At 48.8% G+C, this 26,664-nt stretch carries 24 protein-coding genes; 15 read left to right on the forward strand and 9 right to left on the reverse strand.

The features are described from left to right. Positions 1 to 288: 288 nt before the first annotated feature. On the reverse strand, positions 289 to 3,135 hold the full coding sequence (carB, locus tag H608_RS0107720; RefSeq protein WP_028787172.1) for a carbamoyl-phosphate synthase large subunit: 2,847 nt from the start codon (positions 3,133 to 3,135) through the stop codon (positions 289 to 291). Positions 3,136 to 3,432: 297 nt separating this feature from the next. Between carB and H608_RS24825 the strand changes: the two genes are divergently transcribed. Both H608_RS24825 and bcp read left to right on the forward strand, forming a co-directional pair. Beyond that, positions 3,433 to 5,220 carry a M23 family metallopeptidase gene (locus H608_RS24825; RefSeq protein ID WP_051268123.1) on the forward strand — a complete coding sequence of 596 codons (1,788 nt, stop codon included), beginning with the start codon at positions 3,433 to 3,435 and terminating at the stop codon, positions 5,218 to 5,220. 132 nt (positions 5,221 to 5,352) lie between these two features. Further along, the gene (gene bcp, locus H608_RS0107730) at positions 5,353 to 5,829 is read left to right on the forward strand and encodes a thioredoxin-dependent thiol peroxidase (protein WP_028787173.1); all 477 of its coding nucleotides are present in this window, start codon (positions 5,353 to 5,355) and stop codon (positions 5,827 to 5,829) included. Here bcp and H608_RS0107735 read toward each other — a convergent pair. Next, positions 5,826 to 6,602, reverse strand: a complete 777-nt coding sequence (locus H608_RS0107735; protein ID WP_051268124.1) for a biotin--[acetyl-CoA-carboxylase] ligase — start codon at positions 6,600 to 6,602, stop codon at positions 5,826 to 5,828. The two genes, bcp and H608_RS0107735, sit on opposite strands and share 4 nt — an antisense overlap. A gap of 117 nt (positions 6,603 to 6,719) precedes the next feature. Between H608_RS0107735 and rsfS the strand changes: the two genes are divergently transcribed. From rsfS to H608_RS0107770, 7 genes are all read left to right on the forward strand, one after another. After that, the gene (rsfS, locus tag H608_RS0107740) at positions 6,720 to 7,124 is read left to right on the forward strand and encodes a ribosome silencing factor (RefSeq protein ID WP_028787175.1); all 405 of its coding nucleotides are present in this window, start codon (positions 6,720 to 6,722) and stop codon (positions 7,122 to 7,124) included. Between the two features lie 67 nt (positions 7,125 to 7,191). Then, on the forward strand, positions 7,192 to 9,252 hold the full coding sequence (ftsH, locus tag H608_RS0107745) for an ATP-dependent zinc metalloprotease FtsH (protein ID WP_028787176.1): 2,061 nt from the start codon (positions 7,192 to 7,194) through the stop codon (positions 9,250 to 9,252). A gap of 12 nt (positions 9,253 to 9,264) precedes the next feature. Beyond that, positions 9,265 to 9,903: a LutC/YkgG family protein gene (locus H608_RS0107750; protein ID WP_028787177.1), complete on the forward strand. Its 639-nt coding sequence runs from the start codon at positions 9,265 to 9,267 to the stop codon at positions 9,901 to 9,903. Positions 9,904 to 9,942: 39 nt separating this feature from the next. Further along, on the forward strand, positions 9,943 to 10,359 hold the full coding sequence (locus H608_RS0107755) for a gamma-glutamylcyclotransferase family protein (RefSeq protein WP_028787178.1): 417 nt from the start codon (positions 9,943 to 9,945) through the stop codon (positions 10,357 to 10,359). A gap of 10 nt (positions 10,360 to 10,369) precedes the next feature. Next, the gene (locus tag H608_RS0107760; RefSeq protein WP_245565734.1) at positions 10,370 to 11,146 is read left to right on the forward strand and encodes a UDP-2,3-diacylglucosamine diphosphatase; all 777 of its coding nucleotides are present in this window, start codon (positions 10,370 to 10,372) and stop codon (positions 11,144 to 11,146) included. 2 nt (positions 11,147 to 11,148) lie between these two features. Then, complete coding sequence (locus tag H608_RS0107765; RefSeq protein ID WP_155990087.1) at positions 11,149 to 11,961, forward strand: hypothetical protein; 813 nt, start codon at positions 11,149 to 11,151, stop codon at positions 11,959 to 11,961. Positions 11,962 to 11,996: 35 nt separating this feature from the next. Next, positions 11,997 to 13,091, forward strand: a complete 1,095-nt coding sequence (locus tag H608_RS0107770) for a mechanosensitive ion channel family protein (RefSeq protein ID WP_028787181.1) — start codon at positions 11,997 to 11,999, stop codon at positions 13,089 to 13,091. Between the two features lie 43 nt (positions 13,092 to 13,134). On the opposite strand, the gene H608_RS0107775 is transcribed toward H608_RS0107770, so the two are convergent. The 6 genes from H608_RS0107775 to mutY all read right to left on the reverse strand — a co-directional run bounded on the left by H608_RS0107775 (position 13,135) and on the right by mutY (position 18,071). Further along, the gene (locus tag H608_RS0107775; RefSeq protein WP_028787182.1) at positions 13,135 to 13,653 is read right to left on the reverse strand and encodes a thioredoxin family protein; all 519 of its coding nucleotides are present in this window, start codon (positions 13,651 to 13,653) and stop codon (positions 13,135 to 13,137) included. Between the two features lie 48 nt (positions 13,654 to 13,701). Then, on the reverse strand, positions 13,702 to 14,307 hold the full coding sequence (locus tag H608_RS0107780; protein ID WP_245565735.1) for a MerR family transcriptional regulator: 606 nt from the start codon (positions 14,305 to 14,307) through the stop codon (positions 13,702 to 13,704). 77 nt (positions 14,308 to 14,384) lie between these two features. Beyond that, positions 14,385 to 14,993 (reverse strand): gliding motility lipoprotein GldD, encoded by a 609-nt coding sequence (gene gldD / locus H608_RS0107785; protein WP_038007724.1) that lies wholly within the window; start codon positions 14,991 to 14,993, stop codon positions 14,385 to 14,387. A gap of 5 nt (positions 14,994 to 14,998) precedes the next feature. Further along, positions 14,999 to 16,339, reverse strand: a complete 1,341-nt coding sequence (gene gldE / locus H608_RS0107790; protein ID WP_051268125.1) for a gliding motility-associated protein GldE — start codon at positions 16,337 to 16,339, stop codon at positions 14,999 to 15,001. Positions 16,340 to 16,465: 126 nt separating this feature from the next. After that, positions 16,466 to 16,882, reverse strand: coding sequence for a single-stranded DNA-binding protein (locus H608_RS0107795; RefSeq protein ID WP_028787186.1), 417 nt, complete (start codon positions 16,880 to 16,882; stop codon positions 16,466 to 16,468). A gap of 109 nt (positions 16,883 to 16,991) precedes the next feature. Next, positions 16,992 to 18,071 (reverse strand): A/G-specific adenine glycosylase, encoded by a 1,080-nt coding sequence (gene mutY / locus H608_RS0107800; protein WP_051268126.1) that lies wholly within the window; start codon positions 18,069 to 18,071, stop codon positions 16,992 to 16,994. Between the two features lie 143 nt (positions 18,072 to 18,214). Here mutY and H608_RS0107805 point away from each other — a divergent pair, with 143 nt between their 5' ends. The 3 genes from H608_RS0107805 to H608_RS0107815 all read left to right on the forward strand — a co-directional run bounded on the left by H608_RS0107805 (position 18,215) and on the right by H608_RS0107815 (position 21,615). Next, positions 18,215 to 18,538 (forward strand): HU family DNA-binding protein, encoded by a 324-nt coding sequence (locus tag H608_RS0107805; protein WP_028787188.1) that lies wholly within the window; start codon positions 18,215 to 18,217, stop codon positions 18,536 to 18,538. Positions 18,539 to 18,643: 105 nt separating this feature from the next. Beyond that, entirely contained in the window at positions 18,644 to 19,507 is an 864-nt protein-coding gene (locus H608_RS0107810; protein WP_038007731.1) for a tetratricopeptide repeat protein, read from the forward strand. Between the two features lie 554 nt (positions 19,508 to 20,061). After that, entirely contained in the window at positions 20,062 to 21,615 is a 1,554-nt protein-coding gene (locus H608_RS0107815; RefSeq protein WP_028787190.1) for an Rne/Rng family ribonuclease, read from the forward strand. A 67-nt stretch (positions 21,616 to 21,682) separates the two neighbouring features. Here H608_RS0107815 and H608_RS0107820 read toward each other — a convergent pair whose 3' ends face one another. Next, positions 21,683 to 22,369, reverse strand: coding sequence for a zinc metallopeptidase (locus H608_RS0107820; protein ID WP_155990088.1), 687 nt, complete (start codon positions 22,367 to 22,369; stop codon positions 21,683 to 21,685). Positions 22,370 to 22,916: 547 nt separating this feature from the next. Between H608_RS0107820 and radA the strand changes: the two genes are divergently transcribed. The 3 genes from radA to H608_RS0107835 all read left to right on the forward strand — a co-directional run bounded on the left by radA (position 22,917) and on the right by H608_RS0107835 (position 26,660). Further along, positions 22,917 to 24,302, forward strand: coding sequence for a DNA repair protein RadA (gene radA / locus H608_RS0107825; RefSeq protein WP_028787192.1), 1,386 nt, complete (start codon positions 22,917 to 22,919; stop codon positions 24,300 to 24,302). A gap of 219 nt (positions 24,303 to 24,521) precedes the next feature. After that, positions 24,522 to 25,229 carry a ComF family protein gene (locus H608_RS0107830; RefSeq protein ID WP_028787193.1) on the forward strand — a complete coding sequence of 236 codons (708 nt, stop codon included), beginning with the start codon at positions 24,522 to 24,524 and terminating at the stop codon, positions 25,227 to 25,229. A 48-nt stretch (positions 25,230 to 25,277) separates the two neighbouring features. Then, on the forward strand, positions 25,278 to 26,660 hold the full coding sequence (locus H608_RS0107835) for a hypothetical protein (RefSeq protein ID WP_028787194.1): 1,383 nt from the start codon (positions 25,278 to 25,280) through the stop codon (positions 26,658 to 26,660). The last annotated feature ends 4 nt before the right edge of the window (positions 26,661 to 26,664 follow it).

The following is a 26,664-nucleotide window of genomic DNA, read 5'->3' on the forward strand; positions in this document are numbered from 1 at the left end:
TCTCATTGATCGCTTTCAGACTCAGTTCCCTTGAAACAAACCGTTTCTTCCTCTAACACTAAGTTGACGGCTATGGTGTATACACGAACCATGGAGGCTTCGGAATAAGGGGAAGAAATAGTGTTGCCGCCCCTTTTGACTGGTTCGTGAGGACACGAACCAAGCGTATCTGGCGGTAATAGTGAGTCTGTCAAATGTCACAGCAAACCCCATAAACAACCATGGTTCGTGTATACACGAACCATGGAAGGCATTCAAAAATACTTATTACCTAAAACTTAATACTTACTACTTACTCAGGTACATGCTTCTGTCTTTATAAAGCTGTCTGAAGTAAGGATCGCGCAGGTCTTTGATAAAGCGGATGGCTTCGCCGGTGCTTTTCATTTCAGGACCGAGCTCTTTGTTTACACCGGGGAATTTATTAAAGCTGAACACCGGCTCTTTGATCGCAAAACCTTTCAGTTTCTTTTCAAATTTAAAATCCTTCAGCGTGTGCGTGCCCATCATGATCTTGGTGGCCACATTCAGGTACGGGATCTGGTATGCTTTCGCAATAAACGGTGTAGTACGTGATGCACGCGGATTGGCTTCGATCACAAATACTTTTCCGTCTTTGATCGCAAACTGGATATTGATGAGTCCTTTGATATTGAGTTCGCGTGCGATCTTCTCTGCGTATTCTTCCATCGTATGCACGATCAGTGGCGTGAGGTTGAAGGCGGGCAATACCGCATTACTGTCACCACTGTGGATACCGGCGGGCTCGATGTGTTCCATCACACCCATCACGTGGAAGTTTTCGCCGTCGAACAACGCATCGATCTCGGCCTCCTGGCAACGGTCGAGGAAGTGGTCGATAAGAATTTTGTTGCCGGGGATATGTTTGAGCAGGCTTACTACTGCTTTTTCCACTTCTTCGTCGTTGATCACGATACGCATGCGCTGACCACCGAGTACATAGGAAGGACGCACCAGTACGGGATAGCCTACTTTGTTGGCTACGGAAATGGCCTCGTCTACATCGTACGCCGTTCCGTAATCGGGATAAGGGATCTCGAGGTTCTTCAGCAGATCGCTGAAGCGGCCGCGGTCTTCCGCAATATCCATGCTATCGTAAGAAGTACCGATAATGCGGATGCCTTTTTCATGCAGTTTCTCTGCCAGCTTCAAAGCGGTCTGACCACCGAGCTGCACAATCACACCTTCGGGTTTTTCGTGCTCGATGATTTCCCACAGATGTTCCCAATACACCGGCTCGAAGTAGAGTTTATCGGCCATGTCGAAATCGGTACTTACTGTTTCGGGGTTACAGTTCACCATGATGGCTTCGTAACCACTTTCTTTGATAGCGAGTAATCCGTGTACGCAACAGTAATCGAATTCGATACCCTGGCCGATGCGGTTGGGACCGCTGCCGAGTACGATGATCTTTTTACGGTCGGAGGCTTTTGATTCGTTGGAGTTGGCTCCTGCTGCCCCTTCGGGTACATTCTCGAAGGTGCTGTAGAAATAAGGAGTCTTGGCTTCAAACTCTGCACTGCAGGTATCCACCATTTTATATACACGTGTAATGCCGAGTTCTTTGCGTTTATTGTAAACGTCCTCTTCATTACCGTGTTGCAGAATACGGCTGATCTGTTCGTCGCTGAAACCATTTACTTTGGCTTCGCGCAAAAGACCGGCAGGGATGGTATCGAGATCGTATTCGGCGAGTTTCTTTTCAATGTTGCAGATCTTCTGGATCTCGTAAAGAAACCAGCGGTCGATGCCATTGGTTGCTTTGGAAATACTGCCTACGGAAATGCCCGCCATCAGCGCATCTTTGATGCGGAAGATGCGATCCCATTTCGGTGTCTTGATGTATTCGAGCAGCTCTTCGGCATGCATTAAACTTTTGCCGTAATAACCAAGACCAACGGCGTTGTTCTCGAGGCTCTGACAGGCTTTCTGAATGGCTTCGGTAAAGCTGCGGCCGATGGCCATTACTTCACCCACACTCTTCATCTGCAGACCGAGTGAATCATCTGCTCCTTTGAATTTATCGAAGTTCCAGCGCGGCACTTTCACGATTACATAGTCAAGCGCCGGTTCGAAATAAGCAGAAGTGGTTTTGGTGATCTGGTTTTCCAGTTCATCGAGTGTATAACCGATAGCGAGTTTCGCGGCGATCTTGGCAATGGGATAACCGGTTGCCTTGCTTGCGAGTGCCGAAGAACGGCTTACGCGCGGGTTGATCTCGATGGCGATGATCTCTTCCGTATCGGGATTCAGCGCAAACTGTACGTTACAGCCTCCGGAGAAGTTGCCGAGGTTGCGCATCATGTCGATAGCGGTGTTGCGCATCAATTGCATGGCGGTATCGCTGAGCGTCATGGCCGGCGCCACCGTGATCGAGTCACCGGTATGCACACCCATCGGGTCGAAGTTCTCAACGGTACAGATGATACAAACGTTGTCGGCTGAATCGCGGAGCAGTTCGAGTTCAAATTCTTTCCATCCGAGTACGGCTTTTTCCACCAGCACTTCGTGAATGGGAGAAGCCTGCAGACCGCGGTTGAGCGCTTCGTCGAGGTCTTCTTTGTCGTGTACAAATCCACCGCCGGTACCACCGAGGGTAAACGAAGGGCGGATCACGAGCGGAAAGCCGATCTCCTGTGCAAACTCTTTTCCTTCTAGAAAGGAGTTGGCTGTTTTGGCGGTGGCAACAGGAATGTTCATCTCAATCATCCACTGGCGGAATTTCTCACGGTCTTCCGCTTTGTCGATGGCTTTGATGTCAACGCCGATGAGGCGCACATTGTATTGACTCCACAGACCAACGTCTTCAGCTTCTTTACAAAGATTGAGTGCGGTTTGTCCGCCCATGGTTGGCAGTACGGCGTCGATCTGGTTTTCCTGGAGTATCTGTTCCAGGCTTTCCACGGTCAGCGGCAACAAATACACGCGATCGGCCATCATCGGGTCGGTCATGATCGTAGCAGGGTTGCTGTTGATCAGGATCACCTTGATACCTTCTTCGCGTAAGCTGCGTGCTGCTTGTGTACCGGAATAATCGAATTCACAGGCCTGGCCGATCACGATCGGTCCGCTGCCTATAATCAGAACGGATTGAATGGAGGAGTCTTTTGGCATTTTTTCTTTTGGAATGTTTCCCGGAACCGGGCTGAAAAAACAAATTGCGCAAAATTAAGGGAAACAGAAGTCTTTGAAGGACCATTATCACAATTAATTTTTGCGAAGCAAAGAAAAAAACAACGATGGCTGCATTTCAGCCCTTTGCACAGCGCGCAGCAAATCACTAACAGGTGATCGCTTTTTTTTCCGGGTGGAATTGTTGGTAAAATAATTGCGACGGCTGTAGGGAGATAATAAAATTCATAATGGCCGGTTTCACATTCCTTTAGGGCAATGATCTTTATTTTTGACGATATGAGGAAAGCTGTACAGGTAGTAATAGCAACGTTATTGATGGCAGGAGCACTGAACGCACAGACTTACCGCAATCCGGCATATCCGCAGGGCTACTTCCGCTGGCCGCTGGATCTGCGTCCCGAAATCGTGGCCAACATGGGGGAATTGCGCCCCAATCACTGGCACATGGGGCTCGATATGCGCACGGCGCAGAAAGTAGATCAACGCGTTTACGCCGCCGCCGATGGATATGTTGCATTTGCCGGCGTGCGTCCGCTCAGCTTCGGACGTTTTCTCATTATCAATCATCCCAATGGCCTTTCCACTTTGTATGCTCACCTGAATACCTTCAATCCCGAAATCGAAGCCTACGTCACGTCCGAACAATACCGCCAGGAGTCCTGGGCGGTCGAACTGACTATTCCCGCCGGAAAATTTCCGGTGAAAAAAGGTGATTTCATTTCTTACAGCGGCACAACGGGCGGTTCGCAGGGACCACATGTGCATTTTGAAATAATCGATACACGTTCTGGTAAACGTTTAAATCCGTTACTCTTCGGCATGCCGCTCGCAGACAATGTGCCGCCAATATTGACCAGGATGGCCATGTACGACCGGAGTAGGAGCGTTTATGAACAGGCACCTGTTTTTTTAACCGTAAAAAAAACAGACAGCGGTTACGTACTGCCCCGCGATCCCGTCATCCGCACACCACTGAGCAGGGTCAGCTTTGCCATCGATGCATTCGACCGAATCAGCGGTTCACCCAACCAGGACGGTATTTATAAAGCCGCCCTGTATGTCGATAACATCTTGCAAACAGCTTTCGTGATCGACAGTATCGGTTATGAAGACACACGTTACATGAATGCGCAGATCGATTACCGCTACAAAGCCAATGGCGGCGGTTATCTGCAACATGTATCGAAAATGCCCGGCGATCGTTCCAGGGTCTATCACACTTATGGAGGTGATGGAACGGTATTGCTTGCCGACACCCTGCCGCACCAGGTGCGCATCGAAATTGCCGATGCAAAAGCCAATACCATCAACCTTCTTTTTGCGTTGCAACGCAGCAGCGAGGGACCGGTGGCACCCGCTCCAACAGGCAGTTTCATGCCGGAGATGGTCAACATCCTGGAGAAACCCGATTTTGAAGTATACATGCCGGAAGGTTGTCTCTATGATGTGTTCACTCCCACATATTCACGCAGCAATTCTTCCGCATCGATGAGCATTACCGCCATTCATCAGTTGCACAACGAAACAGTACCCGTACAGGAAGAATATACCGTCAGATTAAAAACAGATAAGATCATCGAAGACGCGTGGAAAGACAGGCTGGTATTGAGAAGGACAGGAAAGGGCAGCAGTGTACAGAAAACAAGATTGCAGGGAAACTGGCTCACCGGTAAGTTCCGCGATTTTGGATCGTTCCAGGCTTTTGCGGATCTGCAACCGCCATCCGTCAATGAACTGGGCAAAGGCGATACGGTTAACCTGAGTGCTGCGCGCAGCATTGCTTTTACACCGTCGGATGATTTTGGTATAAAATCTTTCCGCGCGGAACTGAACGGCAAATGGCTGCGTTTTACCAATGACAAAGGCCGCACGTTCATTTATATTTTTGATGAACGTTGTCCGCTGGGCACACATCATCTCAAAGTAACCGTCGAAGACATCGCCGGAAACGTTACGACCAAAGAATGGTGGTTCAAACGTGAGGCGTATGTAGCGCCCGTGAAGAAGGCGCCGGCGAAGAAAGCACCGGTCAGGAAGACGCCTGCGAAGAAAGGGAAGAGGTAAAACAGCCGTTATAAGTATTAAGTTTTAAGTAGTAAGTAAAACAGCAAGGAAGCTCGATTGAAAAACTTATCACTTATTACTTAAAACTTAATACTCCCGCTCGTATTTTTGACTTTTTACTTTTGAATTACCATGGCTACATCTCTCACCGAAGGAACAAAAGCTCCGGCTTTCACCGGCATCGACCAGGACGGAAACAAACATTCCCTTTCCGATTACAAGGGTAAAAAACTCGTGCTCTATTTTTATCCGCAGGACAATACACCCGCCTGCACCACACAGGCCTGCAACCTGCGCGACAACTATGCAATATTGAAAAAAAATGGTTGGGAATTACTGGGAGTCAGCCCCGACACCGAAGAAGATCACACGCGTTTCCGGGAAAAATTCAATCTGCCTTTTCCATTGCTCGCAGATCCCAAACACAAGATCATTGAAAAATTCGGGGTATGGGGCGAAAAACAATTATACGGACGCAAATACATGGGACTGCACCGCACTACTTTTCTGATCGATGAAAAAGGCGTGATCCGGAAAATCTTTTTAAAGCCCCGCAACAAACAACATGCGGAAGAAATTTTGCGATGGGAAAATGAAAAGAAAGGTTAATCGATGATCCATTCCACCTCGCCGTGCGCAAAGGTCTCTTCGATACCATGAAACACGGTCAAACGTCCGTCTGCACCGACACCTCTGATCTCCGTTTCAAACACGCGGTTGTCTTTTTTCAACTTGACTTTTTCATGTAGTTTATAAAGCCGTTGATTATAGAGAGCAAGGATGGCGGCTGTGCCATTTTTTTGCAAAGCATCATATTGCTTTAAAACGCAATGCCGCAGTTCACGGGCAAGTGTGATGAGATCATAAGAACGCCCGGTGATTTGCCGGAGCGATACGGGACGACGGTTGAAGTCGCCGAAATTGGTCTGGTTGATATTGATGCCGATACCCGCAACCGCCCATTTCCAGGCACCGCCACCCTCTGTGCCGGCACTGATAATGTTTTCAACAAGAATACCGACTGCCTTTCTGTCCTGCCAATAAAGGTCATTCGGCCATTTGATGCTGGTACCATCGCCTGCGTAGCGACTGAAAAAATCGTAGGTGCCGAGTGCAACCGCCGCGTTGAGTGCGGGTTGATCCGCAATGGAAAGTCCTTCAGGCCTGAGCAACAGGCTCATGAGGATGTTTTCTCCCGCAGCGGCATGCCAGGTCTTCTGACGCTGGCCTTTTCCGGCGGTCTGTTCATAAGTAAAAACCGCCGTGCCATGTTGCGCCAAACCCGCATGAACCAGGTGCAGGGCATAATTATTGGTACTATCAACCGTTTCCAGTGAAACAAACGGAAAATCCTGGTAGATATCGTCGGGCTGGTCTGGCAATTAATTGCTATTTTTGAGCAAAATACGTTAAGTTTCCGATCAGTTCAGACCGGTTCGTTCCCAAGGGGCAAACCGCTACCGGAAAAACAAAAACTACAAACAAAATAATTTCTTCTATTGGAACAACTGGCATCTCTGTCCAAACGCAAAAGGACTACAGCGACCCGGCTGACAAAAAGTTCAAAGATCATCAAAACCATCATTGCGGCTATTCAGGAAAAAAAGGGAACGAATATCATCTCTCTCGACCTGCGCAAGATCGATGAGGCTGTGTCCGACTTTTTTATCGTGTGCGAAGCCGATAGTCAGCCGCAGGTAAGAGCGATCGCGGAAAACGTGGAAGAGCGCGTGCGCGAGAAGTGCGACGAAAAACCTTATCACCACGAAGGCTACCAGGCATTGCAGTGGGTATTGATCGACTATGTGAACGTAGTAGTACACGTTATGCAACCTGAAACCCGCAAATTCTATAAACTCGAAGAAATGTGGAGCGACGCGGCTGCCCAGGAGCATGAAGAATAATTGTTAAAATAGCGCTGCATCGAACTTTTCGCCCCATTTAACCATTTAAATAGCAATAACCCCGAATATGCCACAGGACCCTTTGTATAACAAGAACGACAGAAACGGACGCCCGCGAACGAATGAGGACGGAAGCCCGGCGCCTAAAAAAGGCCCGCGATTCAGCATATACTGGATTTATATCATTATCCTCGCCGTTATGCTCGGATTCCAGTTTCTCGATCCGTTCAAGGGAGGCACCAAAACCGTTTCACAGGAACGTTTCCTGGAAATTCTCAAGGTTGGCGATGTAAATGAATATACAGTTGTTTCCAATCGCAACGAAGTACGCGTAAGCCTGAAACCTTCAGCCGTAGAAAAATACCAGAAAGAACTCGGTGATGTAATCTCCCGCTCCCGCAGCGAAGGACCACATTTCACTTTTAAAATAGTTTCCGGTGATTCCTTCAAGGATGATATGCGTAAATTCTACGCCGATAATCCCGCCATTAAAGACATTGGTAAAGTAGATACCGAAAGCGACTGGCTCGGTAAGTCTGTTTCTTTCCTGCTCCCGATCCTGTTCTTCATCGCGCTCTGGATACTCATGATGCGTAAGATGGGCGGCGCCGGAGGTGGTGCCGGTGGTCCGGGTGGTATCTTCAACATCGGCAAATCAAAAGCAACATTGTTCGACAAAGGAACCCGCGTTAATATCACTTTCGCCGATGTGGCCGGCCTCGATGAAGCCAAAGTGGAAGTAATGGAAATCGTGGACTTCCTGCGCAACCCGAAAAAATATACCGCACTCGGCGGTAAGATCCCCAAAGGCGCTTTACTGGTTGGCCCTCCCGGTACCGGTAAGACCCTGCTCGCAAAAGCAATGGCAGGCGAAGCACAGGTGCCTTTCTTCAGCCTCAGCGGTTCCGATTTCGTGGAAATGTTCGTAGGTGTGGGCGCAAGCCGTGTGCGCGACCTCTTCAAACAGGCGCGTGAAAAAGCTCCCTGCATCATCTTCATCGATGAGATCGACGCTATCGGCCGTGCACGTGGCAAGAATCAAATGATGAGCAACGACGAACGGGAAAGCACGCTCAACCAGCTCCTCGTTGAAATGGACGGTTTCGGTACCGACACCGGCATCATCGTACTCGCCGCTACCAACCGCCCGGATGTACTCGACACAGCATTACTGCGCCCCGGTCGTTTCGACCGCCAGATCTCGATAGACAAACCCGATCTGAAAGGACGCGAAGCCATCTTTAAAGTTCACCTGAAGCCGATCAAGATTTCCGATACACTCGATATTCATAAACTCGCCGAACAAACACCCGGTTTCGCAGGCGCCGATATTGCCAACGTTTGTAACGAAGCCGCACTCATCGCCGCACGTAAAGACAAGGCATCGGTGGATATGCAGGACTTCCAGGATGCGGTTGACCGCGTGATCGGAGGCCTCGAGAAAAAGAACAAGATCATTTCTCCCGAAGAGAAAAAGATCATTGCGTATCACGAAGCAGGCCACGCCATCTGCGGCTGGTACCTCGAACATGCTTACCCGCTGCTCAAGGTTACCATCGTTCCGCGCGGTACCGCTGCTCTCGGCTATGCACAGTACACACCGAAAGAACAATATCTCTATAATACCGATCAGCTCACCGATCAAATCTGCATGACGCTCGGCGGCCGCGCAAGTGAAGAAATTTTCTTCAACAAAATCTCTACCGGCGCACAAAACGACCTTCAGCAGATCACCCGCACCGCTTATGCCATGGTAAGTGTATACGGTATGAACGAGCTCGTTGGTAATGTAAGCTTCTACGATCCGCAGCAGGAAAATGGTTTCACCAAACCTTATTCCGAAGAAACATCCAAGCTGATCGACCAGGAAGTAAGAAAAATGATCGAGGACGCTTACGTGCGCACCAAGCAATTGCTCAGTGAAAAACGTGAGCAGGTTGCCAAACTCGCAGAAGCATTGCTGGAAAAAGAAGTACTCTTCCAAAGTGATGTGGAAGCCCTGATCGGCAAACGTCCTTTCGAAGAAAAGAAAGCGCTGACGGAAGAAGATCCGATAAGCGGAGACCAGGGCGAAATATCGGCCGGTGTACCGCCTTATGACAGCGATGTAACGAATCAATCAATCTAAGCCCGGAAGGTCATGAATGTATCTCCTTCTAAAGAAAATATTTTAAAGAAAATCAGGAAGGCGTTGACCCAGTCAACGCCTGTTCCTTTTCCGCAAAGCGAAGGCAACAACTCCGTCTATCAGCCTGCCACACAGGATGCTGAAGTGGAATTTGCCGAACAGTTCACCAAATTGCAGGGACGCTTCGTTTTCTGTATGGACAAGGAAGAGCTGCAGGCTCAGTTGACAGGGTTGATCCTGACCCACGAATGGCAGAAAGTATACTGCCGCGAACCGCAATTGCTCGAGCTCGCGGGACCTGCCGTAGCCGCCAGAGCCAATACCAGCGATCTCGCTTCCTGCGATGTATCGATCACGGGTTGTGAATACCTGGTGGCCCGCACCGGCAGCATCGTGATGAGCGCAGGGCAACAAAGCGGACGCACCACAAGCGTATACGCACCGGTTCATATCTGCATTGCTTATACCAATCAGCTTGTATACGATGTGCGTGAAGCTTTGCAGGGAATGAAGGAACGCTACGACAAAAACCTGCCATCACAGATCACTTTTGCAACCGGCCCCAGCCGCACCGCCGATATCGAAAAAACATTGGTGGTAGGCGTGCACGGTGCCAAAGAAGTATATGTGTTCCTGGTAGAACAGGATTGAGTATATACACTTCATTGAGCAACGATTGAAACCTTAATTATGCCAGTCACCCAACTGTTTGTCTACGGCTCGCTGTTAAGCGGCTTCCGTAGTCCTGCGTACGAATACATCAGCCGTTATTTTTCTCTTGCCGGTCCCGGCCGGGTAAGGGGATTGCTTTATGATATGGGCACCTATCCTGCGGCCGTTCCATCTGAAGAAGACGTATACATCAAAGGCGAACTCTATACCATCCGTGAAGAAAACGAACTTTCCTGGGCCATGGCACAGCTCGACGACTACGAAGGAGTGAATCCCGAGCCTGGTGAGCCGGAGCTTTACCGCCGTGCGCAGGCAACGGTACTGCTCGACAACGGCACGCAGGCAGAAGCCTGGATCTACTGGTATGATGGCGATGTGCAGGGCCGTCCCGTCATCGCCTCCGGCAGCGTTCTCGATTTTATTAACCGCAAATGATCCTCTGCCATTGACCACGGATAAAAACATATACTTTCTCTCGGATTTTCATCTTGGTGCGCCCGATGCAGCCTCCAGCCTGCTACGTGAAAAAGAGATCATCCGGTTCCTCAACGAAATCGCGCCGCGTGCAGCAGAAATCTTTATTGTAGGCGATATGTTCGACTTCTGGTACGAATACCGGCAGGTAGTGCCAAAAGGATACGTGCGGTTGCTGGGCAAACTGGCCGAGCTCACGGATGCGGGTATCACCATCCGTTTTTTTGTGGGCAACCACGACATGTGGATGAAAGATTACTTTCAGAAAGAACTCAATATTCCCGTTTATTTTGAACCTGAGGTGTTTGAGTGGAATGGCAAACGTGTACTCGTGGGTCATGGAGATGGGTTAGGTCCGGGTGATCATGGATATAAGCGGTTAAAAAAAATATTCCGCAATCCCGTGTGCCAGTGGTTGTTCGGCATACTGCCGCCCTCCGTGGGCATGGGACTGGCCAATTACTTCAGCCGTAAAAGCCGCGCGCAAACGGGTAGTTCGGAAGAAACATTTTTGGGTGCAGACCGCGAATGGCTGATCAGCTATTGCCGCGACCGGCTCAAAACAGAACATTTTGACTACTTTGTATTCGGACATCGTCATCTGCCGATCGATTTCCGGCTCAACGATACCAGCCGTTACATCAACCTGGGCGACTGGATACGCTATTTCACTTACGCCGTACTCGAAGGCACAGAAATGAGTCTGCATGCCTACAACGGACAGGAACAAAAAATCGTCAGGTTATAACCATGTACAGAATTGCCCTTATATCTTCTTTATTCCTGTTGTCGATCGCTTCTGCGAGCGCGCAGAACGATACGCTTTTTAAACGTGTACGTTATATCAAAGGCGATATCAAGGCGTTTGGGGTGGACAATCTCGAAAACATCTACGTGCTCAGCAGTCTGGGCCAGCTCAAAAAACTCAATGAAAAAGGCGATTCCGTAGCTGTTTTCAACGATATCAAAAAATACGGTGAAGCTTCACAGATCGATGTATCCAATCCTTTAAAGGTATTGCTGTACTACCGTGACTTTTCTACCATTGTGATACTCGATCGCCTGCTCAATGTGCGCACGGCCATCGATCTGCGAAGACAGAATATGTTCCAGGTAAAGTCGGTTGCGCTTTCCTACGACAGCAAAATCTGGGTTTACGATGAAATGGACAGCAAGCTGAAAAAGATCGATGATGATGGTCGCGTGCTGCTGGAAACACCGGACTTCCGGCAACTATTCGGCGACGCACCCATGCCGGTGCGTTTATTCGACCAGGATAAATATGTTTACCTATACGATCCCGCACGCGCCGTATATGTGTTCGATTATTATGGTGCGTTGAAAAATAAAATACTGATCACCGGCTGGAACAATTTCCGCGTAGCGGGGAAATATTTTTTCGGTACTTCTGCCGATCAACTGTATCGCTACGACATCACCAGCTTCCGCTACGATGAATGGAAAATGCCGGAAAACCTGCGCAACGCCAGGCAACTCGATTTCAGTGCGGGCAAGGTTTACGCATTGCAAACCGACGGCATAGAAATATATAACCTGCAGTAACGGTGCATTTTCCTGCGGATCAATAATTTTGCAGCATGAATGAATTTCTGGGACAGGTATGGCTGGGCAACACGGTGCAATCTTATCTGGTGGTGATCGCCATCATTCTGTTCATTTTGCTGGTGAAACGCTACATCGCGCGTTATGTGGCAGGACTGATCTACATCCTTGTACACCGTATCTGGAAAGACATAGATAAACCAACGTTCAAAACGTTGGTCGTAAAGCCGCTCGGCTTTTTCCTGGCAGTCCTTGTATCGCTTACAACCCTTTACAGGCTTCACTTTCCCGAAGATCTCAACATCGATATCTATCGCGTAACGGTGAAGCAACTGGTGCATTCTTTCGGCTCGCTGATCCTGATCATTTCCTTTTTCCGGCTATTAGTGCGCATGATCGATTTCATTGCCATGATCCTGCACATCAAAGCCAGCCGGACACACGATACCACGGATGATCAGTTGGTGGTTTTCTTCAAGGATTTTTTCAAAGTATTACTGGGCATAATCGGGTTGCTGATGGTCCTGAAATTCGCCTTCGGCATCAATATCGGCAATGTGCTTACTGGACTGAGTATCGTGGGTGCGGCCGTGGCATTGTCGCTGCGCGAGAGCCTGGAGAACCTGATCGCTTCGTTCATCATTTTCTTCGACCGGCCTTTCAGTACCGGTGATGTGGTGAAAGTAAATTCCTTTACCGGTACGGTAGAAAAGATCGGGCTGCGCAGTACGCGTATCCGCACCGATCAGAAAACATATATTTCCGTTCCCAATAAACAAATGGTGGATACAATCATCGACAACCTGTCGATGCGCACGCAACGCCGCGCCGACCTGCGTCTTGAAGTGGGATTGAGCACCAGTTCGGCGGACCTCGATAAATTGCTCGAAGGGCTGCGTTCGATCGCCAGCCGCAAAGAGATTGAAAGCGCTACCGTATTGCTGAATGATATTACTTCTTCGTCTTTCCTGGTGACGCTCGAATATTATACGGGACCGGTAACTATGGCCGAGTTCAACAAGGTGAAGCAGGAGGTCAATTTCTCCTCATTGAGGCTCCTCGAATCATTGGGAATAGAAATAGCCGGGGCAAGCACCGATATCAAATTGATGGGCCCGGAAAAAGCTTAAGAGAATGCCGGCGGCTGAGGCCGATACTTCGGCCTCCCGAAGCCTAAGGCATGGCAGTGATCGCTGCGAGCTCTGCTTCGGCCACGCCTGTTTTTCCGTATTCAACCACCCGGCCTTTCTCCTTTCCGTTTTTCATTACGATGATCGTGGGCACATTGGTAATGCCAAATGCCTGGGTCAGGTGACTGATGGTTGTTTTGGCGCGGTCAGTACCGATCAGCGTAACATGGCTGGAAGGGAAACCCGCTGCATCAAGAAAGCTGAACAGTCGGGGAATGATATAGTGTGAATCGCTGCACCAGGTGCCCATGAACACCACAAGCTCCACGTCCTTGCTGTTGGCGACAAATTTCTGCACATGTTCATTGTCCTTTGCATAGGCAACAAAGTTTTCTTTCCACCAGGTAAAGGTGCTGTCCTGCGCAAGTACTTCGCGGGAAATAATGCCTTTGAGAAGATGACCACCCGATACGGTGTCTTTCTGAATGTAGTACTGACTTTGTGCTTGTACCTGGGAATAACCGAGGAAGCAAAGGGCTGCTAAGCAGATAAGTTTACGCATAATCTTTCTTTGACCTTACAACAACCGGGAAGGTTGCACGGTTTACAATCAGAGCCCGGCTTTCAATTCCAGGAAAAATTGCCGCATTCTTTCAAGCGAACGGATCATTTCAAACCGCTCGTCGGCTTTTTTATTTTTCCGGAGGAAATCCTTGGCTCCTTCAATCGTGAATTTTCGGCGGCGAAGCAAATCGTAGATAAGTGCGAGGTTCTTGACATCCACCGGGCGGAAGAAGCGGTCGCCCTTCTTGTTTTTTCTCGGCTGAAGGATGTCGAATTCTGTTTCCCAGTAACGGATAAGCGATTGTTTTTCGCTGAACATACCCGCTACTTCTCCAATGGAATAGTATTGTTTGCGGAACAGTTCTTCGTCTTCGGGAATACTTAGATGTTCGGGTGGCAGTCCGGTATCTTTCAATGACCGGCGCCCTCTGTTGGAGAGCGGCTTGCGTTCTTTCACCACAGTGGTTGACAACACAGACGGATCGGCCTTGCTCACAAAGCTGATCGCTTCCTCTTCTTCCACCTCAATGAGGTCGGACATAACCTCATCTGTTGCGGCTTCTTTTTCGGAAACTACTTCCTTCTCCGGCTCCGGAACAGGATCCGGCGGAGCAGAAAAGTCGAAGGTGATCTGTGTTAAATGCTTACCCATTACAGTTGTAACAAAATTACAGCGGTAATGATGCCGGGAAGCCCTAAAGAAATCCTAATTATCCACATTTAAACCCCTCAATTGCGCCAGCGCAGCGTATTGATGAGATGTTTGAGATCTTGTTTGAGAAAATCATTCACAATACTGAGTGAGTCTTCATTGGGTGCAGCATCAAAATATAAAGCGCCGCGGAGAAAGTTTTTGGTGGAATCCGTAACGAAGAATTGATTCGCAGTTGCCGTATTTCCTTTCAGGGAAAAATAAATGCCTTCGACTTTATTCGGCGTTACCATAAAACTGTCGTTGATGCCCGATGCAATGTCCGTATGTTTCAGGTAAGCCATCTTGTGCCCGTCATTTACCAGCGAATCAAAGTTGCGTGCATTGATGGGTTTATAACTGATATAAATGCGGCCGTTGAGGCTCGGAATGTCGATATTGATCCACCAGTCGCCGGCTTTGGTGTCGAAGAAGGTCGTGTCTTTCAGAATTTTTGCGTATACGGGATACTCGAACGTATAAGGATATCCCGGTTCGTCAAACTGTACATATTTTTTCTCCGGGAGATCGATATGGAAATAGCCTTTTTTCCTGGGTGTATAAGGGCTGTTGCATCCTGCCACAAGAAATGCGGTGATGAAAAAAAATGCGATAAGTGATAAAAGCGGGCGGGAAGAAGCGGGCATAATAATTAGTCTTTCTGTTTGATGGCGACCTTTACTTTGACGATGCGGTTCTTGTCGGTTTCCACTACGGTGAAGTCAAAATCATTGGCGGAAATAACGGTATCCGGCGTGGGAAATTCGCCGGCCAGTTCAAGGATCAGTCCGCCTACGGATTCGCTTTCTCCTTTTACTTTATCAAAGGTGTCCATGGGCAAATGCATGATCTTGCACATGTCGTGGATCATGGTGCGGCCGTCGAACAGATAGGTATTGTCGTCGATCTTATTGCCCTGGGTTTCTTCTTCGTCGAATTCATCACGTATTTCACCAATTACTTCTTCCATGATGTCTTCCATTGTCACGATGCCGCTTGTACCGCCAAATTCATCCACCACTACGGAGAAATGAAGGTGACGTTTCTGCAGATCGATCAGCAGGTCTTCGATCAATCTTGTTTCCGGAACAAAATAAGGTTGACGGATCACGGTGCGCCAATCGAAGTCCGGTCCTTCTTTCAGGTAAGGGATGAGGTCTTTTGTATTCAGCACACCTGCGATGTTGTCGAGGTTGTTGTGATAAACGGGCAGGCGTGAGTAATGCAGTTCTTCCACCCGCTGGATCAGGTCGTTGAAGCGGGTGTTGTATTCGATACCGCTTACATCCACGCGGTTGGTCATGATCTGTTTAACGGCAATATTGCCAAACTTGACAATGCCTTTCATGATATTCTTTTCTTCGGGAGAAGCTTCGTCGTCGGTCTGGATATCGATGGCTTCATCGAGCTCCTGTATGCTGATCGCTTCCGAGCGGTTGGCGCCGAGACGTTTGCCCATACCATCGGCCACGGATACAAACCAGCGACTGATCCTGCGCAGCACCAGGTGGACCGCCTCCACTACCGGCGAGCAGCCGTAGGCAAAGCGGAGATTATTCTGCGTAGCCCATACTTTGGGTAATATTTGTCCGAAGAAAACAAGTACGAAAGCAATCACCAGTACTTTGATCAGCACTTCGAGCCAGCCGGGCAGTTCATTGAGCGGGGCAAATTCGGTAATGAGAAAGTTGGCGAGAATGATGATGCAGATGTTGCTGAAGGTGCCGGCGATCAGCAGCGAGGCAAAGACCTCTTTTGGTTCTTCCAGTAAATTAACAATGCGGCGTGCAGAAGGATTCTGCCGTGTTTTGAGCACGTTGATATCCTTGTTGTTCAATGAGAACAAAGCCACCTGTGCTCCCGACATGATGAACACCAGCAGGAGTAAAACGATCAGCGTACAAACCAGGATGGTTGTGCCCTGGGTGTCGGCGGCCAGGAAAACATAGCACAGGCTGTCGAAAAGCGAAGACAAAACCACTGAAAAGTCCAAGTAAAGTTTTTTTGATTACTGAATCACACAGGGCAGGAGTAGCCTGCCCTGTAAATGCTATTGACAAAGTTAACTTCTTTCCTGTTCATCAGGGAATGTTGTGGATTTTTCCCTTGTTTTCAGGCGTTAAAACGGCAGACTTTCGGAGGGATCGCCCAATGGCATCTCGGGGCCGTGTTCTCCTTCGGGTGCTGCTCCGCTGTTGCCGTCCATCCGTTTGTCCAGCATAATGAGGTTATCGCCCACCACTTCCGTAGCAAACTTCCGGTGGCCGTCCTTGTCTTCCCAACTGCGCGTACGCAGGCGTCCTTCGATATAGACAAGGCTGGCTTTATGAAGATACTTCTGTGCCAGTTCAGCGAGGCCGCGCCATAACACTACTGTGTGCCATTCGGTCTGCGATACCAATTTGCCGGATCTGTCCTTAAATGTTTCCGTCGTGGCAAGCGGGAACTTCGCTACCGCAATATTTCCCTCCAGTACCTGTACATCCGGGTCTTTGCCCAGGTTGCCGATCAACATTACTCTGTTTACACCTCTCATACTGGTAACTTTTCTGAATAAATAATCCTTCGTCGGTTTTCAAGGCTTTTCTAAAATTAAAGTCTTTTTACCGTAAAAAGAAAATTTAAGACAGGCTTTGGGAAAGCCTTCACGCAAGGTACTGATCCAGGTATTGACGCACCAGCCGCGGGAAAGGATATTGTGCCAGTTCTTCCCCGGAAACCCAGTCTCCGGCGGCTTTCAGCGAGGTTTTGCTTTTAATACGCAGATGGATAAACCGCGCCGTTACCTGTTGATGCGAAAGCTGCTGGCTGTATTCTTCCGATACTTCCAGCAACTGTGTTCCGGCGGGAATGAATCCTTCCTGTTCTGCGTTGGCAATGATTTGTTCCGGCGGAATGTCTGTTTCTGTTTCTAAAAGAGGGAAATCATAGAGTTGCTGCCAGATATCTCGGGTAGTGCGTTCTCTTATCATCCATTGATCGCGGTAATGAAGCACGAGGTAGTTGAACCGCCGTTTGCGTATGCGGATTTTTTTCTCCTTAACGGGAAGTGCTGTCACGAGGTTTTCCCGGAAGGCTACACATTGTTCCCGGAAAACACAGGTGGCGCACAGCGGCTGAGCGGGTTTGCAGATCACGGCGCCGAAGTCCATGATCGCCTGGTTATACAGGGCGGGATGTTCTTTATCGAGAAGTTCCTGTGCGAGGGCGGCAAATTGTTTTTTACCGGTGCTGCTGTCGATGGGCGTATCGATACCGAATATGCGGGAGAGCACGCGGAATACGTTGCCATCGAGCACGGCATAGGGAAGATTAAACGCAAAGGAAGCGATGGCCGCTGCGGTATAGGGACCGATACCTTTAAGCGAGCGGATATCATCATAATTGCCGGGAAACTGTCCGTTGAAATCGTTGGCCACAATGCGTGCGGTGGCGATGAGGTTGCGGCAGCGTGAATAATAGCCGAGGCCCTCCCAGAGTTTGAGCACAGCGGTGTCGGGTGCTGCGGCCAGGTCGGTGATCCGGGGATAGGTAGCGGTGAAGCGTTCGTAATAGGCAAGCCCTTGTTCCACCCTGGTTTGCTGAAGAATAATCTCGCTGAGCCAGATGCGGTAAGGATCTTTTTCCCCCTTCCACGGCATGCTACGGGTGTTTTGTTCGCGGTGCCAGCGGAGCAGGGTGACAGAAAATGGAGTTCCGGGTGTGTTTTTTCCCTTTTTTTTCATGTAGAAAGGCCGATCGGGGCCGAATATCTGCTATTTTTTAAAAACGGCCTGGAAATTGTTACAAAAAAAGTCGCTATCCTGTTGACTATCATCTTTTTTTGCATTAAATTGGCATTCTGAAACAATCTAAAACCTTGCGTCAAATGAGAAAAGCCGATCTCGTTAACAAGATTTCTGACAAAACTGGGATACCCAAAGTTGATGTTTTGGTTACCCTCGAAACCATGTTCAAAGAGGTGAAGGACACGCTCTCGGGCGGGGAGAACATCTATATCCGTGGTTTCGGAAGTTTTATCACCAAGAAACGCGCCGCCAAGATAGGCCGCAACATCAAGAAGAATATAGCTGTTCATATTCCTGAGCACTATATCCCAGCCTTCAAGCCAGCCAAAGAGTTTGTAGCCGAAGTAAAAAAATTACAGGAGCCCAAGCCCGACAATGGTCCTGGCGAAGATGCTGACGATTAATCCTGCGCGGTGACTCCTGCTGTGATAAAATTCTCCCAAGGTTTTTTGCAGCGTGATCATGAGTGAACGATAGGGGTTAACTTTGCTGCCTGAAAAGAATGCGGCATGAATAAACCTCAATGGATCACTTTCTCGGCAGGAGCACTGTTAGTTGTTCTTCTTTTTGTGTTTGGAAAAACCACCGATCCCGGTCAGCTGACGAAATCGGCTGTCGATGCCCACGCTGGTCACGACCATGCGCCGGGTGAGATGCATACTATTCCCACCGATACTTTACTGACGATTGCAAAAAAACAGCTTACTCCTGCACAACAATTTCGTCTGGCAGGCATAGAAAATTCTATTGCCCGTAACGAAGGAAGTGAGCAGCAACTCCATGTGTATCACCAGTTAGCCAACTTCTGGCGCGACTCGGCCAACATGTTTATTCCCTATGCCTGGTATACTGCGGAAGCAGCAAGATTGGAAAATTCAGAAAAAAGCCTCACCTTTGCTGCCCATTTGCTGTTGGGACGCCTGCAGACCGACGGCGAACCGGCCATCACGGCCTGGGAAGCTACACAGGCAAAAGATCTTTTTGAACGGGCGTTGAAGCTGAACCCCGGAAATGATTCCTCAAAAGTGGGACTGGGCGCCTGCCTGATATTCGGTGGTATTTCCGACCGCCCGATGGAAGGCCTGGCACATATCCAGGAAGTGGTCAAACGAGACAGCACGAATGTGTATGCTTTGCTGACCATGGCGAGAGGTGGCGTACTTTCCGGACAGATGGACAAAGCCATCGGTCGCCTGGAAACCGTTCACCGCGTAGCACCGGACAATCTGGAAGCTGTCTTCCTGATGGCCGAGATTTACGAACGGACCAATAAAAAGGCTGAAGCAGTACAGTGGTATAACAAAGCACTGCCGCTGATCAGCAACCCACGGATGAAAGAAGAAGTGACCAAACGGATCAACAGTTTGAAATAAACCTGGCAACAGGTTTCGACCATATTAAACAGATTTTAAAAACAATTGAGTATGCCTTGCGGTAAAAAGAGAAAGCGTCATAAGATTGCGACGCACAAGCGTAAAAAAAGACTGAGAAAGAACCGTCACAAGAAGAGAAAGTAAGCCCTGCTTTCTTTTCCTGACAAGAATTTAGCTAACCGCTACCCGCCAATGGCGGGTGCGGGCGGCGGATTGGATGACAAGGTTTTGTGAAGTAACTGATACATTAGTTCTTCAAAAGATTGTTTCATTTCGGCAGTTTACTGCTGCGCAGATACTGAAATCGGGTGCTTGTGCCCGGTGGTTCCTGAGCATCCAATCCGCCGTCTAAATTTTCCAGGTCAACTGGTTGTATGCCATACAAGTTGCCAGGTAAGCTATCCGGACCTAAACGAATTTTCGCCAACGGCGAACTACACTTCCGGATGCCTTCCTTGCGCTGCAATAACTTTCCCCAGGCAACCACGTATGGAATTGCAGCCGCCAGTACTATTTACAGCACACTCTAAGGTGTTTCATTTATGTAAGCTGTAATGAACAAGGAACTTATTATCAATGCGGCCCCTCAAGGTGTAGAAATCGCCTTGCTGGAGGACAAGAAATTGGTAGAACTGCATAGCGAAAAAAGCGATGCCCGTTTTGCCGTGGGTGATCTTTACCTCGGTAAGGTAAAAAAACTCATCCCCGGACTGAACGCCGCCTTCGTAGATGTAGGCTTCGAAAAAGATGCCTTCCTGCACTATACCGACCTCAGCCCCTACGCCCGCTCCCTGCTGAAATTCACCCAGCAGACCATCAACGACAAATCAGAATCCGGCCTTGATTTCGCCAAATTTGAAATCGAACCCGAGATCATTAAAACCGGAAAGATCAACGAAGTGCTGGGCGGCAAGCCCAATATTCTCGTTCAGATCCTCAAAGAACCCATCGCAGCCAAAGGCCCGCGCCTCAGTTGCGAAATCTCCCTGCCCGGCCGATTTGTAGTGATCACCCCGTTCAACAATATCGTTGCGGTATCCCGCAAGATCCATTCAGCGGAAGAAAGAAAACGTCTTCAGAAAATAGTAGAAGCCATCAAGCCCAAAAACTTCGGTGTGATCGTACGCACGGCAGCAGAAGGCAAGAACACGGCCGAACTGCACGAAGATCTTTCTGCCCTCGTGGAGATGTGGAAGACCATTCAGCGTAACCTGCACGGCGCCGCACCTCCGGCAAAAATCCTCAGCGAACAAACGAAGACCAACAGCATCCTCCGCGATCTGCTGAATGCCGACTTTAACCGCATCGTGGTCAACGACCGCACGATCTTCGCCGATACAAAAAATTATATCCAGCGCATAGCGCCGGAAAAAGCGGATATCGTTTCTTATTACCAGAACGGTTCTCCCATTTTTGATTCATTCGGAATCACCAAACAGGTAAAAGCTTCGTTTGGCAAAACCGTCAACCTCAACAGCGGCGCTTATCTCATCATCGAACATACAGAAGCCCTGCACGTGATCGATGTAAACAGCGGTTACAAAAGCGTGAGCAATAACCAGGAACAAAACGCGCTCGAGACCAATCTCGAAGCAGCGGAAGAGATCGCACGTCAATTGCGCCTCCGCGACCTGGGTGGTATCATCGTGGTCGACTTCATCGACATGAAGCTTCCCGAGAACAAACGCAGGCTGGTGGAGAAAATGGAAGAGTTCATGGCACCGGACCGTGCGAAACATGCGGTACTGCCGATCTCGAAATTCGGCATTATGCAGATCACGCGTCAACGCATGAAGCCCGAGATGAACATCAACACGCAGGAAATCTGCCCGAGTTGCAACGGCACCGGTAAAATTTCTTCTACCTTATTACTCGAAGACGACATCGAGAAAAATCTCAGCTACCTGATCACGCACAAACACAAAGGACTGCAACTGTCCGTGAACCCGATCATGTACGCATACCTTGCCAAAGGACTTTTCTGGACTTCCAAGATCGCGAAGTGGAACAAGAAGTTTGGACAGAAAACCAGGCTCGCTGCAGATACCAACCTTCATCTGACAGAGTACAAATTTTTCGACGCCAACGGCGAGCAGATCAAACTCTGATCTTTCGCACAAAACATAAAAAAGCCCCGCAGATACTGTGGGGCTTTTCTTTTATCCGTAATGGAGCTTAGTCTCTTCTTGCCATGTAAATCATAATATACTGCACCAGTGTTACCACCGCGGCGAGTGCTGCTACAACATAAGTAGTGGCGGCCCATTTCAGGGCATCTTTCGCTTTGGGATATTCCTGCTGGTTGGTAATATTGGTCTGATTCAACCAGGCCAGCGCACGTTTGCTGGCGTCGAATTCTACCGGTAATGTCACCAACGTAAACACGACCGTAACGGCCATCAGGATGATACCGATCAGGAGCAGGGTGGTGTTACCGGAAGCGGCCATGATCACGCCGATGATCAATACCCAGTTTACGATCATGGAACTGAATTGTACGGCAGGCACCAGTTTGCTGCGCAGGGTCAGCGGTCCGTAGGCGGTGGCATGCTGTACGGCGTGGCCGCATTCGTGTGCAGCTACGGCAGCAGCCGATACGCTATTGCCCTGGTATACTTCGGGGCTCAGGTTCACCGTTTTGTTAGCCGGGTTATAGTGGTCTGACAGAAAACCGTCAACAGATACAACTTTTACATCATATATTCCGTTCTCACGCAGCATTTTTTCGGCCACTTCGCGTCCGGTCATGCCGTTGGAAAGCGGTACTTTACTGTACTTGTTGAATTTGCTTTTCAGCACCATCGACACTACCATGCTGATTCCTACGAAAATCAGCGAAACGATCATAATTTCAAATGTCATAAAACCAAGATTTTAAGTCAAAATTTAAAAGTCAAAAGTCAAAATCCAATCCAGGAAACTCAAAATTTAAAGATCAAAATTCAAAAAACTGTTTTCTGGTAGCAGGCATCTGCCACGATAACTATTTTGCCTTTTGAATTTTTACTGTTGACTTTCTACATCAAATCTACTACCATTTCCTGCTTTGCGGATTAATCCCGTCTTTTTGTCAGGCAACGGTTTTTGAATTTAACAAATGCCTTAAAAAAAGGGTGAATAAACGGGGTTGTAAGGGACTGGTTATCAATATTTTTAATCGCAGAATAGATTGATTTTCAGTGTGTTTTAACTGTGTCAGGAGGGACTTAAAGTTATTCACAGCAAGAAAAAATTATTTTGAAATGTGATGCAGATTTGTAACTTAGTGCAAGAATTTAATGGGTTAGTAAGTAAGGGGGGTCAATCGTCAGATTGGCCCTTTTTACATTTTATGCCTGCCCGTTTTTTCCCATTAAAAACCTGTGGTTTCCTCCTCCTCCGACCCTCCCAATTCATTTATCTTTAGCGCATGAGTAAAGTTAAGAAGGCCTACTTCTGTCAGCAGTGTGGTTATGAAAGTGTCAAGTGGCTCGGCCAGTGCCCATCCTGCGGTCAGTGGAATAGTTTTGTAGAAGAACTGGTTCAGAAAGATAATCCAAAGAATGCAGGCAAGGAAGCCTGGGATGATTATGATGCGTTGGCGCGCCGCAACACACGCACCATCACACTCACCGATGTCAAAAGCAGTGAAGAGAAGAGGATGGTAACGGCCGATCCCGAACTCAACCGCGTGTTGGGTGGCGGCATTGTTCCGGGCAGTCTTGTATTGGTCGCCGGCGAACCCGGCATCGGCAAGTCTACTTTGTTTCTGCAGAATGGTTTGTGGATGAAAGATGCCACCGTACTATATATAAGTGGTGAAGAAAGCGAACAACAGATCAAAATGCGGGCTGATCGTCTTGGTTTGCAGAACGATCAGTTTTACCTGCTGACGGAAACATCCACGCAGGTCATCTTCAACGAGATCAAAAAACTCAAACCCGGTTTTGTGATCGTTGATTCCATCCAAACGCTTCAGTCGCCTTTCATCGAATCATCCGCCGGCAGTGTATCGCAGATCAAAGAATGCGCCGCTGAGTTTCAGCGCTTCGCCAAAGAAACCAATACGCCCGTATTCCTGATCGGTCATATCACCAAAGACGGAAACATTGCAGGACCGAAAGTATTGGAACACATGGTAGACACCGTATTGCAGTTTGAAGGCGACCGTCATTATGCCTATCGCATCCTGCGCACGCTGAAAAACCGTTTCGGCAGCACAGCCGAGCTGGGTATTTATGAAATGAGTGAACAAGGCATGCGCGGTGTTACCAATCCAAGTGAAATACTGATCACACAAAAAGAAGAAGCGCTAAGTGGCATTGCCATTGCGGCTACGCTGGAAGGAGTGCGTCCTCTGCTGATAGAAGTGCAGGCACTCGTGACACAATCCGTGTATGGCACACCACAGCGGACCGTTACAGGATTTGATCTGCGTCGTTTACAACTATTACTGGCGGTGCTCGAAAAACGGGGCGGTTTTCATTTCGGTGTAAAAGATGTATTCCTGAATATAGCCGGTGGATTGAAAGTGGAAGATCCGTCGATCGACCTGGCGGTTTTGTGTGCCTTGCTCTCTTCTTACGAAGATGTACCGCTGTCGCAACACATATGTTTTGCGGGTGAAGTCGGACTGAGTGGAGAGATCCGCGCCGTCAATCGCGTAGAACAGCGCATAGCCGAAGCGGAAAAACTGGGCTTCGAAAAAATCATCGTATCGCGTTACAGCCAGAAAGGCATCAGCCAGAGCAAATACAAGATTGAGGTGGTAACGATGGCGAGGGTGGAAGAAGTTTATCAATATCTTTTTCAGTAGGTGAATAAGTCAATAAGTGAATGGTGAATGGTGAATAAGGCAATTAGTGAACCATGAATGCCTTGGTTTCGCTGAAAAGTGAATAGCTCAATAGCAATAAGCAACCGTTTCCCCTTGGTTCGTGTATACACGAACCAACAATCGGGACTGCAAAAGACTTGAGGAGAGCTCAGGCAGCAAGCCCCTTTTTGAATTTTAACTTTTGAATTTTGACTTAAGATGTTACGTCAGCTCCACAATTGGCGGGAAAACATGTTGCATGTTTTCTTTCCGCATACCTGCAGCGGATGCGGGTCGGATAATATCAATGCGGACGGTCAGTTATGCCTTTCTTGTTTGTCGGATCTGCCGCGGACGGATTTTGAAAAATGGCCGGATAATCCCGTCTTCAGAAAATTTACCGGTCGGTTGCCTTTAACAGCCGCGGCTTCGCTGTTATATTTCGGCAGGCATTCATTGACCCGGCAACTCATGCATCGCCTTAAATACCGCAACGATCAGCCACTCGGACGGCAGCTTGGTTTATTGATGGGACAACAATTGGCACAGGCACCGCATTTTCAACACATCGACATATTGGTGCCGCTGCCTTTGCATAAATCCCGGGAACGAAAACGGGGATATAATCAATCCTTGCTTTTATGCCAGGGCATGAGCGAGGCCTGGAACAAAAAAATAAATGATAAATGTGTGATCCGCCCGGAGGCGACGAATACACAAACCCGCATGGACCGCCTGGAACGATGGGAAAATATGGACGGCAGGTTTCGCGCATCGGCGGCACAATGCAACGGCAAAAACATCCTGCTGGTCGATGATGTGGTGACCACCGGCGCCACCGTGGAAGCTTGTGGTACTGCCTTGTTGAAGGCCGGAGCAAACTCCGTAAGCCTGGCCACACTTTGTTATGCTGCCGAACGCTTATAGATGCGGTGCTTTGCCAAAACTCCGCTAATTTTGAAAACCATGTTTTTCATGAAAAAAATCCTTCCGCTTTTTTTATTGCTGTTTGCGTTCGCTGCCTGTCGCAAAGACTCATTCATTACCTCGGGCGATGCACGCGTTACCATTACAACCGACTCGCTTAAATACGACACCGTATTCACGCGGGTAGGATCAGTGACAAAATCCTTCAAAATCATCAACGACAACGATCGCAAACTGCGACTTAATTCGGTGAAACTGATGGGCGGCACCACATCGGCATTTAAAATGAATGTAGATGGTACGTCAGCACCGGAGGTGAATAATATTGAGATCAATGCCAACGACAGTATATATGTATTCGTGCAGGTAAATGTGGATCCCGCCGCGGGCAGTCTTCCCTTTATCATCAGTGACAGCATCCAGATCGATTACAACGGCAATACACGCAAAGTGCAATTGCAGGCCTGGGGACAGAATGCACATTTCCTGCGCGGGCACGAAGTAACCTCCGATGAAACGTGGAACAACGACCTGCCTTATGTGATCCTTGATTATTTATATGTAGCAGAAAACGTAAAGCTAAAAATGAACAAGGGCTGCCGCGTGTACATGCATGCGAATGCACCCATCATCATTGACGGAACATTGGAAGCCATAGGTGATAAGGACACTGTCGATCGTATTAAATTCCAGGGAGACAGACTGGACCCGCCTTACCGCGATTATCCCGCTTCCTGGCCCGGCATTTATTTCAGGGAAACAAGCCGCGATAATATCGTGCAATACGCATTTATCCGGCATGCCTACCAGGCAATAGTGGTGCAGGGCGTGTCACTTTCAGCGCAACCCAAACTCCGCCTGTATGAAAGTGTGATCGACAATGCATACGATATCGGATTGGCAGGAAGCGGCTCTTCCATTGAAGCGCGCAACTGCCTGTTGAGTAATTGCGGACGCAATGTGGTATTGACAGCAGGAGGCACCTACCGTTTTACACACTGCACGGTTGTCTCCATTTCCAATAACTATGTGCCGCACAAAGAGCCGGTGCTGTCGATCACGAATAACACGCAAACCGGCGCCGCTGCGCTCGATGCCAGTTTTACCAACTGCATTTTCTGGGGTGAAGGCGGACTGGTGGAAAATGAAGTGCTGATCAACAGAAACGCTGCGGCAGCTTTTACCGTAAATTTTGACCATGGACTGTGGAAACTAGCCGCACCACTTCAGGGTGTAACGGCCACGTCGATGCTGACAACGCAGGATCCGGGATTTGAAACAATTAACTCACAGGAACGTTATTATGATTTCCGGTTAAAGGCAGGCGCACCCGGACTGGAAGCCGGGCGTGCAACATCCGCCAACATCGATCTCGACGGAAAAACCCGTCCGGTCGGATTGCCGGACCTCGGTTGTTTTGAACGCCGCTGATTTT

This window comes from Terrimonas ferruginea DSM 30193 (genome assembly GCF_000425585.1).
Classification (GTDB): Bacteria; Bacteroidota; Bacteroidia; order Chitinophagales; family Chitinophagaceae; genus Terrimonas; species Terrimonas ferruginea.

Bases quoted from the DNA above. Each gene is read 5' to 3' on its own strand.
- carB (WP_028787172.1), bottom strand. From the start codon at position 3,135: ATGCCAAAAGACTCCTCCATTCAATCCGTTCTGATTATAGGCAGCGGA.
- H608_RS24825 (WP_051268123.1), top strand. From the start codon at position 3,433: ATGAGGAAAGCTGTACAGGTAGTAATAGCAACGTTATTGATGGCAGGA.
- bcp (WP_028787173.1), top strand. From the start codon at position 5,353: ATGGCTACATCTCTCACCGAAGGAACAAAAGCTCCGGCTTTCACCGGC.
- ftsH (WP_028787176.1), top strand. From the start codon at position 7,192: ATGCCACAGGACCCTTTGTATAACAAGAACGACAGAAACGGACGCCCG.
- H608_RS0107750 (WP_028787177.1), top strand. From the start codon at position 9,265: ATGAATGTATCTCCTTCTAAAGAAAATATTTTAAAGAAAATCAGGAAG.
- H608_RS0107755 (WP_028787178.1), top strand. From the start codon at position 9,943: ATGCCAGTCACCCAACTGTTTGTCTACGGCTCGCTGTTAAGCGGCTTC.
- H608_RS0107765 (WP_155990087.1), top strand. From the start codon at position 11,149: ATGTACAGAATTGCCCTTATATCTTCTTTATTCCTGTTGTCGATCGCT.
- H608_RS0107770 (WP_028787181.1), top strand. From the start codon at position 11,997: ATGAATGAATTTCTGGGACAGGTATGGCTGGGCAACACGGTGCAATCT.
- H608_RS0107775 (WP_028787182.1), bottom strand. From the start codon at position 13,653: ATGCGTAAACTTATCTGCTTAGCAGCCCTTTGCTTCCTCGGTTATTCC.
- H608_RS0107780 (WP_245565735.1), bottom strand. From the start codon at position 14,307: ATGGGTAAGCATTTAACACAGATCACCTTCGACTTTTCTGCTCCGCCG.
- gldD (WP_038007724.1), bottom strand. From the start codon at position 14,993: ATGCCCGCTTCTTCCCGCCCGCTTTTATCACTTATCGCATTTTTTTTC.
- H608_RS0107795 (WP_028787186.1), bottom strand. From the start codon at position 16,882: ATGAGAGGTGTAAACAGAGTAATGTTGATCGGCAACCTGGGCAAAGAC.
- mutY (WP_051268126.1), bottom strand. From the start codon at position 18,071: ATGAAAAAAAAGGGAAAAAACACACCCGGAACTCCATTTTCTGTCACC.
- H608_RS0107805 (WP_028787188.1), top strand. From the start codon at position 18,215: ATGAGAAAAGCCGATCTCGTTAACAAGATTTCTGACAAAACTGGGATA.
- H608_RS0107810 (WP_038007731.1), top strand. From the start codon at position 18,644: ATGAATAAACCTCAATGGATCACTTTCTCGGCAGGAGCACTGTTAGTT.
- H608_RS0107815 (WP_028787190.1), top strand. From the start codon at position 20,062: ATGAACAAGGAACTTATTATCAATGCGGCCCCTCAAGGTGTAGAAATC.
- H608_RS0107820 (WP_155990088.1), bottom strand. From the start codon at position 22,369: ATGACATTTGAAATTATGATCGTTTCGCTGATTTTCGTAGGAATCAGC.
- radA (WP_028787192.1), top strand. From the start codon at position 22,917: ATGAGTAAAGTTAAGAAGGCCTACTTCTGTCAGCAGTGTGGTTATGAA.
- H608_RS0107830 (WP_028787193.1), top strand. From the start codon at position 24,522: ATGTTACGTCAGCTCCACAATTGGCGGGAAAACATGTTGCATGTTTTC.
- H608_RS0107835 (WP_028787194.1), top strand. From the start codon at position 25,278: ATGAAAAAAATCCTTCCGCTTTTTTTATTGCTGTTTGCGTTCGCTGCC.